This is a genomic window from Nocardioides sp. (assembly GCF_030019515.1).
In the GTDB taxonomy this organism is placed as follows: Bacteria; Actinomycetota; Actinomycetes; order Propionibacteriales; family Nocardioidaceae; genus Nocardioides.
On sequence record NZ_JASEEQ010000015.1, the window covers coordinates 1 to 14,889 of the forward strand.

12 protein-coding genes are annotated in these 14,889 nt (G+C 72.3%); 4 read left to right on the forward strand and 8 right to left on the reverse strand.

Going from position 1 to position 14,889, the window contains the following annotated elements; all coding sequences use genetic code 11:
- Positions 1-206 precede the first annotated feature (206 nt).
- The 8 genes from QMC84_RS18510 to QMC84_RS18545 all read right to left on the reverse strand — a co-directional run bounded on the left by QMC84_RS18510 (position 207) and on the right by QMC84_RS18545 (position 10,291).
- Positions 207-2,759, reverse strand: a complete 2,553-nt coding sequence (locus QMC84_RS18510; protein ID WP_300377297.1) for a response regulator — start codon at positions 2,757-2,759, stop codon at positions 207-209.
- A gap of 142 nt (positions 2,760-2,901) precedes the next feature.
- On the reverse strand, positions 2,902-3,864 hold the full coding sequence (locus tag QMC84_RS18515) for a sterol desaturase family protein (protein ID WP_300377299.1): 963 nt from the start codon (positions 3,862-3,864) through the stop codon (positions 2,902-2,904).
- A 30-nt stretch (positions 3,865-3,894) separates the two neighbouring features.
- Positions 3,895-4,656, reverse strand: a complete 762-nt coding sequence (locus tag QMC84_RS18520; protein ID WP_300377302.1) for an LLM class flavin-dependent oxidoreductase — start codon at positions 4,654-4,656, stop codon at positions 3,895-3,897.
- Positions 4,657-4,697: 41 nt separating this feature from the next.
- Positions 4,698-6,320, reverse strand: a complete 1,623-nt coding sequence (locus QMC84_RS18525; RefSeq protein ID WP_300377304.1) for a response regulator — start codon at positions 6,318-6,320, stop codon at positions 4,698-4,700.
- A gap of 314 nt (positions 6,321-6,634) precedes the next feature.
- Positions 6,635-7,363, reverse strand: a complete 729-nt coding sequence (locus QMC84_RS18530; protein WP_300377306.1) for a FliA/WhiG family RNA polymerase sigma factor — start codon at positions 7,361-7,363, stop codon at positions 6,635-6,637.
- A gap of 58 nt (positions 7,364-7,421) precedes the next feature.
- Entirely contained in the window at positions 7,422-9,431 is a 2,010-nt protein-coding gene (locus QMC84_RS18535) for a peptidoglycan DD-metalloendopeptidase family protein (protein ID WP_300377308.1), read from the reverse strand.
- Between the two features lie 10 nt (positions 9,432-9,441).
- A complete protein-coding gene (locus QMC84_RS18540; protein WP_300377310.1) occupies positions 9,442-9,765 on the reverse strand; it encodes a hypothetical protein in 324 nt (107 codons plus the stop codon).
- A 79-nt stretch (positions 9,766-9,844) separates the two neighbouring features.
- Positions 9,845-10,291 carry a prepilin-type N-terminal cleavage/methylation domain-containing protein gene (locus QMC84_RS18545; RefSeq protein ID WP_300377312.1) on the reverse strand — a complete coding sequence of 149 codons (447 nt, stop codon included), beginning with the start codon at positions 10,289-10,291 and terminating at the stop codon, positions 9,845-9,847.
- A gap of 265 nt (positions 10,292-10,556) precedes the next feature.
- Between QMC84_RS18545 and QMC84_RS18550 the strand changes: the two genes are divergently transcribed.
- Genes QMC84_RS18550 through QMC84_RS18565 form a run of 4 tightly spaced genes read left to right on the forward strand, consistent with a single transcriptional unit; the run spans position 10,557 to position 14,854 of the window.
- Positions 10,557-11,027 (forward strand): GspH/FimT family pseudopilin, encoded by a 471-nt coding sequence (locus tag QMC84_RS18550; RefSeq protein WP_300377314.1) that lies wholly within the window; start codon positions 10,557-10,559, stop codon positions 11,025-11,027.
- Entirely contained in the window at positions 11,011-12,768 is a 1,758-nt protein-coding gene (locus QMC84_RS18555) for a type II secretion system protein (protein WP_300377315.1), read from the forward strand. Before QMC84_RS18550 ends, QMC84_RS18555 begins: the two co-directional genes overlap by 17 nt.
- On the forward strand, positions 12,765-13,415 hold the full coding sequence (locus tag QMC84_RS18560; protein WP_300377317.1) for a prepilin-type N-terminal cleavage/methylation domain-containing protein: 651 nt from the start codon (positions 12,765-12,767) through the stop codon (positions 13,413-13,415). Before QMC84_RS18555 ends, QMC84_RS18560 begins: the two co-directional genes overlap by 4 nt.
- 2 nt (positions 13,416-13,417) lie before the next feature.
- Positions 13,418-14,854 (forward strand): pilus assembly PilX N-terminal domain-containing protein, encoded by a 1,437-nt coding sequence (locus QMC84_RS18565; protein WP_300377319.1) that lies wholly within the window; start codon positions 13,418-13,420, stop codon positions 14,852-14,854.
- The last annotated feature ends 35 nt before the right edge of the window (positions 14,855-14,889 follow it).

Below are 14,889 nucleotides of genomic sequence, written 5' to 3' on the forward strand. Positions count from 1 at the left end.
CGCGTTCGACGGCTCGTTGGACGCGTCTTTGCAGGTCAGCCCGTGTTTTCCGGCCTTGACCGGCCATGACCAACGACCACCGCAACCCCGCGTGATCGTTCCGCTTCAACGTCTGAGGCGCTGCGCCGTCGGGTTCGGGGTCGTGTGCTCGAGGACGTGCTGTGGCGCGTTGTGGGGCACACGACCCGGCGGGGGCCGGGTTCGGGTCAGGTGCTGGTGGCCCAGTGGCCGAGGACGGTTTCGACGGTGTGGGGGTTGATGGGTTTGGAGATGTAGTCGTCCATGCCGGCGGCGAGGCAGCGGTCGCGGTCGTCGTTGGTGGCGCTGGCGGTCATGGCGATGATGGGGGTGTGGTGGACGTCGCCTTCGAGGCGGCGGATCTCGCGGGTGGCTTGGAAGCCGTCCATGCCGGGCATCTGGACGTCCATGAGGACGGCGTCGAAGTGGGTGCGGCCCATGGCGGAGAGGGCGGTGACGCCGTTGTCGGCGACTTCGGTGGTGTAGCCGAGGTGTTCGAGGATGCCGACGGCGACGAGTTGGTTGAGCTCGCCGTCCTCGACCACGAGGATCCGGCCGCGGCCGATGGGGGTCGGGGGGATCTGGAGGGCGGTGGGTTCGCGGCGGGTGCCGATGATGTCGTGCAGGGTGGTGCGTAGTCGGGAGAGCTGGACGGGTTTGGTCATGGAGGCGGCGATGCCGACGGCGCGGGCGTCGGTCTGGCTGACCTCGCCGCCGGAGGTGAGCAGGGCCATGCCGAGGCCGTCGAGGGTGGGGTCGGCGGAGATCCGGTGGGCGAGCTCGAGGCCGTCCATGTCGGGCATGCACAGGTCCAGGACGGCCAGGTCGAAGGGTCGGTGGGTGCGGTGGGCGTCGGCGAGGGCGGTCAGGGCGGCGGGGCCGTCCTCGGCGAGGTCGACGTCGAGGCCCCAGGCGGTGAGCTGGTCGTGCAGGATCAGCCGGTTGGCCTGGTTGTCGTCGACGACCAGGACCCGGAGGCCGGCGAGCTCCTCGGTGCGGTGGGTGCTGGTGGAGGGGTCGTCGGCCAGGCCCAGGGGCAGGGTGAACCAGAAGGTGCTGCCGCGGCCGGGGTGGCTCTCGACGCCGATCTGGCCGCCCATCGCGGTGACCAGGTGCTCGCTGATGGCCAGCCCGAGGCCGGTGCCGCCGTAGCGGCGGGTGGTGGAGGAGTCGGCCTGGGAGAACGGCTCGAAGAGCCGCTCGCGGTCGGCCTCCTCGATCCCGATCCCGGTGTCGGTGACCTCGAACCGCACCACCACCCCACCAAGGCCGGTGTCGGCGTCCGGGTCGGTGTGGGGGCCGGGGTTCAGGCTGGCTTCGAGGCTGGCGCGGACCAGGACCTCGCCGCGGGCGGTGAACTTGACCGCGTTGGAGGCCAGGTAGAGCAGTACCTGCCGCAGCCGGCCCGGGTCGCCCCGCAGGCGGGTGGGCAGCTCGGGGGAGCAGTAGGCCAACAGCTCCAGCCCCTTCGACTGGGCCGGCTCGGCGATCAGCTCGGCGACCTCCTCGACCACCTGGACCAGGTCGAAGTCGATGGTCTCCAGGTCCAGCCGGCCCGCCTCGACCTTGGAGAAGTCCAAGATGTCGTTGATGATCGTCATCAACGCGTTCGCGGCGCTGGCCACCCCCTCGGCGTACTGGCGCTGCCGCTCGTCGAGATCGGTCGACTCCAACAACCCGGTCAACCCGATCACCCCGTTCATCGGGGTCCGGATCTCATGACTCATCGTCGCCAGGAACGTCGACTTCACCCGCGACGCCTCCAACGCCGCATCCCGCGCCGCCGCCAGCTCCCGACGGGTCCGGTACTCCGAGCGCAGCAGCCGCTCGGTGCGCCAGAAGGCGATCAGCGCGATCGCGAGGATGCCGGTCGCGATCGCCACCTCCCGGTCGTGCCCGAGGGCCTTGCTGACCAGCAACAGCACCGGGGGGACGAGCATCGGGCCGATGGCGATCCCGAGCTTGGCCAGCGGCGGTTGCGCGATCACCTGCTCGTCCTCGATGGGGTCGAGGACCAGCGGAGGGCGCAGCGTCGAGACGCCCATCAGGATCACGCTGAGCATCCAGCCCACGTCGAGCAGGGCCGAGACGGCTCCCTCGAGGGGCAGCGTGAAGTAGCCGACGTCGGCGATCAGCCAGCACGCGATGCCGAGTGCGAGCCCGCGGCCGACGACCTGGCGGGTGCGGTGTGCCGACATGGCGCGGAGGACGAGCGCGAGCAGGACGGCGTCGAAAACCGGGTAGCTCACCCAGATCAGGCGGGTCGGCACCGACGCCGCGTGGTCGAACACGATGTCCTGGATCGAGACGGTCCAGAAGATCAGCAGGCTGATCACGACGATCGTCAACGCGTCGATGACCGAGTCCAGGTCGGTGCGGAACGTGCCGTTGCTGCGCCGGAGCATGGCCAGCGAGATCGCCGTCCCGATGGCCACATAGCTGAGGAAGTGGGGCAGGTCGGCCCACGACACGTCCGGGTCCTGGCCGGCCCACGCGTAGATCAGCCACCCCAGGTCGCCGAGCGCGGAGAGCGCCAGCCCGGCGGTGAGCACGCCGGGGACCAGCCGGAGCCCTCGCGGGGTGCGCATCGTCCCGACCAGGCCGACGAGCGGGCCCAGCCAGACACCGATCAGGTACGTCGTGTCGCCGAAGGGCCCGAGGCCCTCGATCAGGTGCGCCACGACGAGTAGGGCCGTCACCCCCCACAGGGCGACGACCCACGACGACGGTCGGTGCGGCACGCTTCCCCCTCTCAGATGAGGCTATCGGCCGGGAGCCGGTCCAGTCCTGGGTTCGAGGGCCCTGCGATCCCGGGACCTTCGACCCTGTCGGCCGCGGGTGGCGACGACCGAGGGTCGCCAAGCCCGAGGGCTCCGAGCCGGATCAGCGTCCGAGCTGCGCGGGTGTCGTGGGTGCGCCGCTGCCGTCGGCCGCCGCCGGGCGCCATCCCGGCGGGCCGAAGACGTAGCCGAGCTTGTCCCGCAGGGTGGGCGCGGCGCGCACGTCGCGGACGATCGCGGCGTACTCGTGGGTCTGCAGGCGCAGGATGCGGTGGGTGCCGACCGGGGTCGTCAGGCCGTACGTCGGCCGGTGCAGCTCGGGCTGGAAGGAGCCGAACAGCCGGTCCCAGACGATCAGGATGCCGCCGTAGTTGCGGTCGAGGTACTCCGGGTCGGTGCCGTGGTGCACCCGGTGGTGCGAGGGCGTGTTCAGCACCAGCTCGACGGGCCGCCACAGCCGGTCGACCCGCTCGGTGTGCACGAAGAACTGGTAGACGAGGCTCACCGAGAAGCCGAGGAACACCAGCGCCGGCGGCACACCGAGCAGGGGGAGCGGCAGCCAGGCGACGATCTCGGCCGAGTTGTTCCACTTCTGCCGCAGCGCGGTCGCGAAGTTGAAGTACTCGCTCGAGTGGTGCGCCTGGTGGGTGGCCCACACGAGGCGGACCCGGTGGGCGACCCGGTGTGCCCAGTAGAAGAAGAAGTCGACGCCGAGGATCGCGAGCGCCCAGGTCCACCACGCGTCGACGGGCAGCTGCCAGGGCGCGACCCACGCGAACAGCGCCGCGTAGAGCACCAGCGCCGCCGCCTTCCACAGCGTCATCGTCACGGCCGAGACGGCCCCCATCGAGATGCTGGCCACGGCGTCGCGTCGGTCGTAGCCGCCGGGCAGGGGCAGTGCCCGGCCGTCGGGCGCGCGGCGGTCGGCGACGGGGCGCTCGTCCTCGAGCAGGTACGCCGCCAGGCCCTCCAGGGTGACGAACAGCAGGAAGAACGGCGCGGCCAGGGCCACCGGGTCGTGCAACGGGTCCGGGATGGCCTGCCAGAGGTCGGTCAGCGCCTGCATGGACGCCGACGATAGTGGAGGGGCCCGACCTCAGACGACGGCTGCCAGTGCGTCGATCAGCGGCCGCGGGTCGGGGTGGTCGCCCGGTCCTTGGAGGATCACGGTGTCCGCCCCCGCGTCGCCGAGGGCCCGGATCCGGGCGCCGAGGTCGGATCCGTCCCGCGGGTCGACGGGCGTGTACGCCGCCAGGTGGGCGGGACCGACCAGCTCACGGGCCCGGCGTACGACGTCGGGGTCGGTGACCGAGTCCAGGAGGACGCCGTCGGCGGCCTCGCCGGCGAGCGTGACGGTGCGCGGCCCGCGCCCGCCGACCAACAGCCGGGGCGGCGTCGGTGGCGGCCAGTCCAGCGCCACCCGGTCCAGCTGCACGTAGCGCCCCTGCGCCTGGACGGTCTCACCGGCCAGCAGCGACCGGACCGCGGCCAGGTGCTCACGGAGCAGGGTCATCGGGGACTCGACGGCGGCACCGACCTGCGCCATCCAGTCCTGGACGCCGTGGCCGAGCGCGACGACGAGTCGCCCGGGGAAGATCCGGGCCAGGGTCGCGATCTCCATCGCGGCGAGCGCCGGGTTGCGCAGCGGCACCGGCAGCAGGCCGACCCCGATGACGAGCCGCTCCGACCGGGCGAGCGCCGCGGCGGCGGTGGTGAGGCCGCCCTCGAGGAAGCAGTCCTCCCACAGCCACAGCTGCCCGATCCCCGCGGCCTCCGCGTGCGCCACCACGGCGAACAGCTCCTCGGGCGGGGACTGTGGGCGGAACACGATGCCGGTCGCGGGAGTCGCGGAGCTCATGACGCCACGCTCTCACGGTGTGGCCTGGTGTCGCCGGTCGGTCAGGTGCTGGTGGCCCAGTGGCCGAGGACGGTTTCGACGGTGTGGGGGTTGATGGGTTTGGAGATGTAGTCGTCCATGCCGGCGGCGAGGCAGCGGTCGCGGTCGTCGTTGGTGGCGCTGGCGGTCATGGCGATGATGGGGGTGTGGTGGACGTCGCCTTCGAGGCGGCGGATCTCGCGGGTGGCTTGGAAGCCGTCCATGCCGGGCATCTGGACGTCCATGAGGACGGCGTCGAAGTGGGTGCGGCCCATGGCGGAGAGGGCGGTGACGCCGTTGTCGGCGACTTCGGTGGTGTAGCCGAGGTGTTCGAGGATGCCGACGGCGACGAGTTGGTTGAGCTCGCCGTCCTCGACCACGAGGATCCGGCCGCGGCCGATGGGGGTCGGGGGGATCTGGAGGGCGGTGGGTTCGCGGCGGGTGCCGATGATGTCGTGCAGGGTGGTGCGTAGTCGGGAGAGCTGGACGGGTTTGGTCATGGAGGCGGCGATGCCGACGGCGCGGGCGTCGGTCTGGCTGACCTCGCCGCCGGAGGTGAGCAGGGCCATGCCGAGGCCGTCGAGGGTGGGGTCGGCGGAGATCCGGTGGGCGAGCTCGAGGCCGTCCATGTCGGGCATGCACAGGTCCAGGACGGCCAGGTCGAAGGGTCGGTGGGTGCGGTGGGCGTCGGCGAGGGCGGTCAGGGCGGCGGGGCCGTCCTCGGCGAGGTCGACGTCGAGGCCCCAGGCGGTGAGCTGGTCGTGCAGGATCAGCCGGTTGGCCTGGTTGTCGTCGACGACCAGGACCCGGAGGCCGGCGAGCTCCTCGGTGCGGTGGGTGCTGGTGGAGGGGTCGTCGGCCAGGCCCAGGGGCAGGGTGAACCAGAAGGTGCTGCCGCGGCCGGGGTGGCTCTCGACGCCGATCTGGCCGCCCATCGCGGTGACCAGGTGCTCGCTGATGGCCAGCCCGAGGCCGGTGCCGCCGTAGCGGCGGGTGGTGGAGGAGTCGGCCTGGGAGAACGGCTCGAAGAGCCGCTCGCGGTCGGCCTCCTCGATCCCGATCCCGGTGTCGGTGACCTCGAACCGCACCACCACCCCACCAAGGCCGGTGTCGGCGTCCGGGTCGGTGTGGGGGCCGGGGTTCAGGCTGGCTTCGAGGCTGGCGCGGACCAGGACCTCGCCGCGGGCGGTGAACTTGACCGCGTTGGAGGCCAGGTTGAGCAGTACCTGCCGCAGCCGGCCCGGGTCGCCCCGCAGGCGGGTGGGCAGCTCGGGGGAGCAGTAGGCCAACAGCTCCAGCCCCTTCGACTGGGCCGGCTCGGCGATCAGCTCGGCGACCTCCTCGACCACCTGGACCAGGTCGAAGTCGATGGTCTCCAGGTCCAGCCGGCCCGCCTCGACCTTGGAGAAGTCCAAGATGTCGTTGATGATCGTCATCAACGCGTTCGCGGCGCTGGCCACCCCCTCGGCGTACTGGCGCTGCCGCTCGTCGAGATCGGTCGACTCCAACAACCCGGTCAACCCGATCACCCCGTTCATCGGGGTCCGGATCTCATGACTCATCGTCGCCAGGAACGTCGACTTCACCCGCGACGCCTCCAACGCCGCCGCCAGCTCCCGACGCGCGACGACCTCCCACTGGAGCATCCGGCCCATCCGCACGGAGGCCCGGCACGAGCCGGGCCCCCGGCGGCCTGCTCGCGGTGCCGATCCAGGCGACCAGGGGAGCCAACCAGACGGCGGCCAGGTAGGTGACGTCGAAAGCGGTTCCGTAGCCGACCATCAGGTGGGCGAACACCAGGACGGTCATCGCCAGCCACAGGGCGACGACTGCCGGTGACGGACGTTTGACTCGCACGGTTCCCCCTCTTCGGAGAACGTATCGGCCGGCAACCGGTCTAGCCCTGGGATTTGCGGACCCGGGATCGCGGTACTTCCGGCCGGTCACGTCGACGCCGGGATCAGCCGGCGGCCTGGAGCAGCTTGCGCCGCAGCGCGAGCGTCGCGCGGCTGTGCAGCTGGCTGACCCGCGACTCGCTCACACCGAGCACCTGGCCGATCTCCGCCAGCGTCAGCCGCTCCCAGTAGTACAGCGCCACGACCACTTGGTCGCGCTCGGGCAGCTCCCGGACCGCGCTCAGGAAGCCCGGCGGGATGTTGTCGTCGGCGCCCGGCAGGTCGGTGGTGGCCCGCGGCGTCTCCTCCTCGTCGAGCACGGCCTCGAAGCTGACGACGCTGGTGTGGGCGGTCTGGCTGTAGATCTTGCGCAGGTCGCGGACGCTGATGCCGAGTCGGGCAGCGACCTCGGTGTCGTTCGGGGTGCGACCCAGGCTGCGCTCCAGCTCGGACTGGGCGGTGTTGATGTCGCGGATCTTCTCGCGCACCGAGCGCGGCACCCAGTCCGCCGCCCGGAGGCCGTCGACCATCGCGCCGCGGATCCGGGAGACGGCGTAGGTCTGGAACTGCAAGCCGCGCTCGGGGTCGAACTTGTCCAGGGCATCCAGCAGGCCGATCACGCCGTCGGAGACCAGGTCCGCCTGCTCGACGGCCGGGGGAAGCCCGGAGCGGACCCGGCCGGCTACGAACTTCACCAGGGGCGAGTAGTGCACGACGAGCCGGTCCCGGGCCTCGCGGTCGCCGTCCTGCTTGAACCGCTGCCACAGGCCGTCGACGGTGTTGTCGGTCTGCACGCGCACCTCCGCTGGTCGCGGCCAGGCTATCGGCTCGCGTGGCGATTGCGGCGCAGGCTCAGGCCAGCCCGCCGGCGTACTCGAAGTGCCACGGCTCCGGACGGCTGCCCCCGGCGGCCGCCCAGCCCGGGTGTACCCAGCCGTAGCCGGGGCCGTGTCCGAGCAGCCAGTCGTTCTCGGTGCTGCCGAACCGTTCGACGCCGCCGCACAGGTCGACCGCCAGCCCGAGCCCGTGCACGGAGGTGCCGGGGGAGGCCGCGAGGCCCGGCTTGGTGGCGAACACCCGCTCCTGCCCGGCGCGCGAGCGGTAGGAGTCGGTGATGCAGAGCGTGGCGCCGAGGTCGCCGGCGTACGCCGCCGCGAGCAGCCGGAACGCCACCGCCGCGTCGCAGCGCAGCTGCTGCGCGCCGTCGGAGGTCGCCGGGCAGAGCGCGTCGGCCGGCAGCTCGCCGTTGGGGTACGTCGGGCGCGGCCGCTCCGGCACGTCGAGGACCAGGGCCGGGTCGTAGGCGTCGCCGTCGAGCCGCACCTCGAAGTGCAGGTGCGGTCCACTGGCGTTGCCGCGGCCACCGACCAGGCCGACCGGGTCCCCGGCGGCGACGACCTGGCCGGAGGCCACGTCGACGCGGGAGAGGTGGGCGTACCAGGTCTGGACCCCGCCGCCGTGGTCGATCCGGACGAGCGTGCCGGCCCAGGCGGGGTGCTGCACGGTGACGGTGCCGGCGCCGGCGGCGACGACCGGGGTGCCGACCGGTGCGGCGAAGTCCAGGCCGGTGTGCACGCCCGTGGACCACAGGGGTCCGGGGCTGCCGAACCCGGCGGTCAGGTGGTAGCTGCCGGGCGAGACCGGCAGCCCGAGCGGTCCTCCGGTGACGGTGTCCGGCGCCAGGCTGGTCGCGCCGCAGGTGCCGCCGGCCGGGGGCGCGGCGTGGTGGCCGCCGCTCTCGACGCCGGCCCGGCGTACTCCCAGCACGGGGCCGGCGAGCGGCCGCACCGCCGCGACGCCGGTCGACGGGTCCGCGACCACGACCTGGTCGCGGCCGATGTACACGCCGCTGGTGCCGAGGCCGTCGCGGCGGCTGCCGAGGACCACGACGTCGCCCACCTGCACGGACGCGCCGGGCACGGTGCGCAGGGCGTCCCACTGGCCGGGGACGTCGGCCGGCAGCGGCTCCACCGACGCGGACGCCCCCCAGGCGTTCGCGACCAGGCCGCCGCAGGCGTAGGCCGTGGGGTCGATCGCCCCGGGAACCTCGGGGAGCCCGAGTCGGTGAAACGCGTCCGAGACCGCGCGGACCGCCTCGGCGGACAGCACGGTGATCGCCGGGCGACCGGGCGGGTCGAGGACGGCGACACCCGGGGACACGTCGTTGCGCGCGTCGCGCAGCGGCTCGAGCGGGGCTCTCGGCCCCCCGGCGAGGTCCGCGAGGCGGGGCGGGACGACGGCGTTGTCGGCCAGCAGCCGCAGGTAGTCCTCCCAGGCGCGCAGCGCCCGCTGGTTGCGGCGGTCCTGGGCGGGGTCGGTGACGGCGTACGCCGCCTGGAACTGTGCGCGCCGGACCGCGGCCTCCGCCGCCTGGCCGGCGCTCCACGCCGCCTCGACCCGGGCCTGCCGGCGCTCGGCGCGCTCCCACGCGACCCGGGCCTGCTCGGTCTCGGTGATCCGCTCGGCGAGCGCGGTGTCGACCAGGTCGACCAGGTCGCGCGCGAACACCGCGTCGTCGGCGGCCTCGGTGGCGCGGTCCAGGTCGGAGGGGCCGGGCCGGACCAGGTCGCCGACGGCCTGCAGGAAGCCGTGGTCGTCGCCGGCCACCTCGGCGCGCAGCCGGGCGGCCTCGGCCTCGGCGCCGGCGGCGGATTCAGCCAGCCGGTCGCGCTGGGCGCTCAGCGCCGCGACCTCGGCGCGGAGCTGCTCGTAGGTGGCCCGGGCGTCGTCGACCGATTGCTGGGCCGTGCTGCTCGTGGGCGTCGCGGCCGCCGCGGGGGTGGGGCTCGCCAGGAGCGTGGACCCGAGGGTCCCGACCGTCACGACGCAGGCGGCAAGCCGCAGCAGGGGGCGTGAGGTCATGGTCCGGGTTCTATTCGTCGAGGAAGGCGATCTCCTGGAGCGCCGCGAGCGAGCGGCGCTCCTCGGGGTCGGGCAGGGGGCCGCTGGGGGAGGGAACGGCGAGTGGTGGTACGGCGAGGGAAGGCACCGGCAACCCGACGGGCGGGGCCGGCGCAGGTGCGGGCACTGGGTCGGGCCTGGCGGCCGGGGGAGCGGATGGCGCCGGCGCGGCCACGGAGGGCGCGGGGGCCGGGGCGCCGAGGAGGGTGCGGACCACCGCCGCCATCTCGCGCAGCAGCCGGACCGCCTCGTCCCGCTCAACGGTCGGTGCGGGGTCGCCGGTCACGATCTGCATGGGTCCTCCGCAGATGGAGCGTAGGTTCGGTGCCGGGCGGCTTAGTGCAAGCCACCCGGCACCGACGTGGGACGACCTGTCAGGCGCAGGCTGCAGTCGAGAAGGTGGACTGGAGACCACCGGCGGACGAGTCGTACTTGATGTAGTTCGCGGCTTCCGACGATGAGGCATTCTTGACGTCGATGCAGTAGACGCCGCCCGTTGCACCCTTGATGTGCACAGCGTTGCCGGAGCTGACCTTGAAGCCGTCAAGCACGGCCGGTGCGGTCGTTGCGGTGCATCCGGTAGCGGAGGTGCTGCATGCGGTCTCTTCCGGAACGGCCGTGGTCGGGTGGTCGACGAGCCACGTCTGAATTGCCGTCGCCGCGTTCTTGGCGTCCGACTTCATGGATGCGTCTACGCCCTTCTTCTGCTGGTTGAGGAACAGCGGGATGGCGATCGCGGCGAGGATGCCGATGATCACGATGACGACGAGGAGCTCGATCAGGGTGAAGCCCTGGTCCTTCTCCTTCAGGGACTTCTGCATCCGAGCAAGCATGTTGGTTCTCCTGTGGGGGAAAGGTCGTGCTGGGGGTCGTGCGGGATCCGTACCGGCAGGCCGGTGGGCCGCATTTGTCATCCACTGCTTCGGCGCCGGGGACGACCGCCTTGAGGGCCGACCCGGAAAAATTCGGACGCGCCCCGGAAACTCGCGCGGACCACCTCAAGTCGGACCCCCCTCGTGCCGATGACACGAGGTCAGGGACATCCGCGTCGGGATGTCCGCACATGGGTGCTCGGAGGATCCGTCGGTGTCGCAGCCTGACCGGGACAGCGGGTTCACGCTGATCGAGGTGATCGTCGTCGTGGCGCTCCTCGGTGCCCTGATGGCGATCTCCGTGGGCGGCTACGACCGCTGGTCCCGGGCCAGCGAGCAGTCCGGCACGGCCCGTGAGCTGCAGACCCTGCTCCGCTCGACGCACCAGCGCGCGATCACCGAGGGCACCGCGATGTGCGTGCTCTTCGACACCACCGACGACGAGTACGCCGTGCACCGCGGCACCTGCGCCGCGCTCGGGGCCCAGGTCGACGGACCGTTCCGGACCGACGGGCCCCAGGTGCACCTCACGTCCCCGACCTTCGTCGGCTCCGGCGGGCCCGGCGTCACGTTCTACTCCCGCGGGACGGCGACCAGCGGGACCGTCCAGGTGACCCGGACCGGATCCTCGAAGGTCTACACCCTCCACGTCGAACAGCTGACCGGCCGTGTCTCGCTCAGCTGACCACCGCCCCGACGACGGCTTCACGCTGATCGAGATCATCGTCGCGCTCGGGATCATCATGACGGTGATGGCCGCGGTGGTGCCCCAGCTGCTCGTGGGCATCAGGTCGGGGGAGACGTCCCGGCTGGTCACCCAGACCAAGGGCGTGGCCCAGGGGCAGCTCGAGCGGATGCGCAACCTGCCCTACCACGTCGCCCCCGAGGCCGGCGACTACCGCGACGTGCTCGACTACTACTTCCGCAACCTCACCACCCCCGGGCCGATCACCTGCACCGACCCCGACGGGCTGGCGACGCCGACGACCGCGTGGACCGGCTACGTCCCGGCCGACGGCGCCCGCTGCTCCTACGAGCCGCAGTCCGGGGAGATGTACCGCTACGTGGTCCCGCACCCGGCCACCGGGACCGATCCGCTCGCGGGCTCCCAGGTCGTCGTCGACACCCAGTTCCTCTCGGCGCCGAAGTCCGACGGGAGCTCCGACGTACTGGCGCCGCCCTCGGGCTACAACACCCAGAGCGCCGGGCGCGACAGCCCGGTCTCCTCCCAGATCGGCGTCACCGTCACCGTCCTCTACGAGCGGCAGGGCAAGACCCGGCCGGTCACGACGTACACCCAGATCGCCGACCAGCCCGCCGCGGCCAGGCGGATCGATCTCGCCGCCACGGCGGCTGCGGTCGACATCGGCTCGATCACGGCGACCAACGGCGCCGAGTCGCTGCAGGCGGGGCTGCTCAGCCTCGCCGGATCGCTGACCTTCGCGAGCACCGCCACCGCCAGCCTCACGGCGGCCTCCGCCGGCCTCGCGACCGGCGAGCAGGGGGCCGGGGCCTCGACGACCGTCGCGGCGCCCTCCGCCGTGGGGATCCTGCCCGCCCCCGCCGGCGGCATCGACGGCACCTGCGGCCTCGCCTGCTGGGGCACCAGCCAGGTCGACCTCGGTGCCGTGAGCGCGACCGACGGGCTCCCGAACGTCGGGTCGGCGGCCAACCCGATGCAGGCCCGGCTCACCGACCTGACCAACCTGGGGCTCTCCTTCGAGAGCGGCGCGGCTGCCGACTACCGACCTGGACTGGATCTCATCGCCCCGCTGGTCCGCCTCGACGCCGCCGCCACCGCCACCGCCAGCGGCGTGAGCGCGACCTGCGCGCCGTCCGGTACCGGGGCGCCGGCGCTGATCCGCTCGTCGGGGTTCCTTCGCACGACGCCGATGACCGACGCCACCCCCACGGCAGAGGCCTGCGCGGTGAGCTCGGCGAGCACGATCTCGCTGTTCCCGACCTCGTTCGCCCCCGACGGCGTGCTCCAGATCGAGCTGATCCGGGCGACTGCACGGTGCGTGGTCAGCGGCGCCGGCCACGTCGCGCAGGCACCCACGTTCGACTACAAGGCCGTCGTACGCCGATACGTCCCGGCCACCGAGCCGGACGTCGCCGGAAGCTACGTCGATGTCCTCGCGATCACCCCCTCGCTGACCGCTGACGACCTCGCGGCGATCGACCCGGCGACCCTCGGCCTCGGCAGCGGGCACAACCTGGGCAACTACGTCGCCTCCTGGTCGGCGCTGGTCCCCGACACGGTCGAGCGGACGGCCGCCAACGGGCTGTCCGCCGTCTCGCTGTCCGGCGTCCTCAAGCTCACCAGCCAGCCCGTGCGGGTGCTGCCCGACGGCACCGTGGACCAGGCTTCGGCCGTCTCGGTGAGCCTCGGCCAGGTCGGCTGCTCGGCCCTGGACGCGCGATGAGGTGGCTGCGCCGCCCGCGGGCCGACAGCGGGGTCACGCTCATCGAGGTGCTGGTCAGCATGGGCCTGTTCGCGCTGATCGGGTCACTGCTCCTGGGCATGGCGCTGTCGACCGACTCGGTCACCGCGAGCACCCGGACCCGCGCCGGGATCACCGAGGAGACCCGGACGGCGATGGAGCGGCTGACCCGCGAGCTGCGGCAGTCGGCCGGGATCGAGGCAGTCACTCTTCCGGGGCCGTCCTCCTCGATGGCGCTCACCTTCTGGACCGACTTCGACGGCGACGGCGTCCGCGACACCGCCGCCACAGATCCCGAGGTGCTGACCTACTGCTGGTCGCCAGCCACGCTTCAGCTCACGCTCGGCTCGACGACCGACTGCGACACCGCCCGGCCGGTGCTCGCGGCCACGGTCGCCTCGGTGGAGCTCGAGCTGGACAGCAGCGAGTGGGCGTACGACGCGAACGGCGACGGCACCACCACCTGGCTCGAGCTCGACCAGAAGGGCGCGCCGGTCGGCAACCAGAACAACCAGCCCGACGGGACCGAGCTGCTCCACATCGACCTGGTCGGCGTGACCATCGCGGTCCGCGACGGCAGCGGCGAGCAGACCTACCACACCCAGATCGACCTCCGGAACAGGAGCTGACGGTGACGCGCACCCCCCCGACGACGTCCCGACCCGGGACCCGGCGCCGCGACGACCGCGGCTCGGCGATGATCCTGACGATGATGGCGCTCATGCTGATCACGGGGCTCGCCTCGACCGTCGCCGTGCTCACCATCGACAACCTGCGCTCGTCGTGGCGGGCCCAGCAGGCCGGGTCCGCGGTCAACGCCGCGGACGCCGGAGTCGCGCAGGCGATGACCTACCTGCGCAGCGCGGGAGTGCGCCCGCTGCGCTGCTCGCCGAGCTGCACGGGCAACTCGTGGGGCAACCAGGACGCGCCGACGACGGTCTCGCTGCCCGGTGGCGCGGGCGAGTCGTACCGGGTGTGGATCGAGGCGGTCTCGCCGTACCCGGTCAACGACCCGGGGCTGTACCGGATCCACTCGACCGGCGGCGCGGCCGGATCCGCCTCGCGCACCGTGCTCGCGGACGTCAGCGTCACCACGACCGAGGTGCCGCGCGGCATCTTCGCCCACACGATCAGCGGTGGCGGCTCGGCGAGCGTCACCCGGCAGAGCGTGTTCTCGACCGGCTGCGTCTGGGAGCGCGACAAGATCGCGATGGTGCCGGGCCAGATCGACGTCGCGTACGGCATCCCGATCGGCGTGCACACCTCCGACTACATCACCACCGCTCACGGCTCGGGCCAGCACTGCTCAGAGACGCAGGGTGGCCTGATCCACGTGACCGGCACCGGCAACAACGTCACCTCCGCCCCGTGCAGCACGGCGTACCCCTACGACCAGGACCGGGCGGGCGGCAGCCTCGTCGACACCCCGTGCGAGTCCGTGCAGACCAGCTACCCCAAGTACTACGGGCCGCAGAACGTCGACGCCGGGCCGGACACCGACGTCGTCGGGTCGTTCGTCAAGGATGACGCCACGCTCGCCAAGTTGTTCAGGCTCAAGGACCCCGCCCTCAGCCCGACCCAGCTCGACCAGCTGCGCAGCGTCGCCCGGTCCCAGGACAACTACTGGACCAGCTCGGACGGGTGGTCCACCCCGGACGAGGAGAACGCGGTGATGTTCTTCGACCTCACGAAGGGCTCGGACCTCGGCGGCACCGTCGACCTGAACCAGATCAGCGACACCGCCTTCGGCCGGGCGGCCAACCTGTCCGACACCGATCCGCTGTGCACGTCGCGCTCGCTGCTGATCGTGGTCGACGGGGGCAACGTCAAGATCAACTCCAACCAACGGCTGTTCGCCTCGATCTTCCTCACCTCGAGCGCGCCGTACGGCCAGGTGGTGAAGGCCAACGGCACGGCGGCCTTCATCGGCACGATCTACGCTGACAAGGTCAACCTGGTCGGCAACCTCGACGCCTCGATGGACACCTGCTTCCTCGCCAACACGAGCCCGGCCCTGCTCGACTTCCGGGCCGGCTCGTACCGCGAGGACGACCGCGGGCTGTCCTGACCCGACGCGACAACTCCCTCAAGCCGGCACCCCCA

Excerpts from the sequence above, each read along its gene's own strand:
- QMC84_RS18535 (WP_300377308.1), bottom strand. The coding sequence starts at position 9,431 with ATGACCTCACGCCCCCTGCTGCGGCTTGCCGCCTGCGTCGTGACGGTC.
- QMC84_RS18515 (WP_300377299.1), bottom strand. The coding sequence starts at position 3,864 with ATGCAGGCGCTGACCGACCTCTGGCAGGCCATCCCGGACCCGTTGCAC.
- QMC84_RS18525 (WP_300377304.1), bottom strand. The coding sequence starts at position 6,320 with ATGCTCCAGTGGGAGGTCGTCGCGCGTCGGGAGCTGGCGGCGGCGTTG.
- QMC84_RS18540 (WP_300377310.1), bottom strand. The coding sequence starts at position 9,765 with ATGCAGATCGTGACCGGCGACCCCGCACCGACCGTTGAGCGGGACGAG.
- QMC84_RS18520 (WP_300377302.1), bottom strand. The coding sequence starts at position 4,656 with ATGAGCTCCGCGACTCCCGCGACCGGCATCGTGTTCCGCCCACAGTCC.
- QMC84_RS18560 (WP_300377317.1), top strand. The coding sequence starts at position 12,765 with ATGAGGTGGCTGCGCCGCCCGCGGGCCGACAGCGGGGTCACGCTCATC.
- QMC84_RS18545 (WP_300377312.1), bottom strand. The coding sequence starts at position 10,291 with ATGCAGAAGTCCCTGAAGGAGAAGGACCAGGGCTTCACCCTGATCGAG.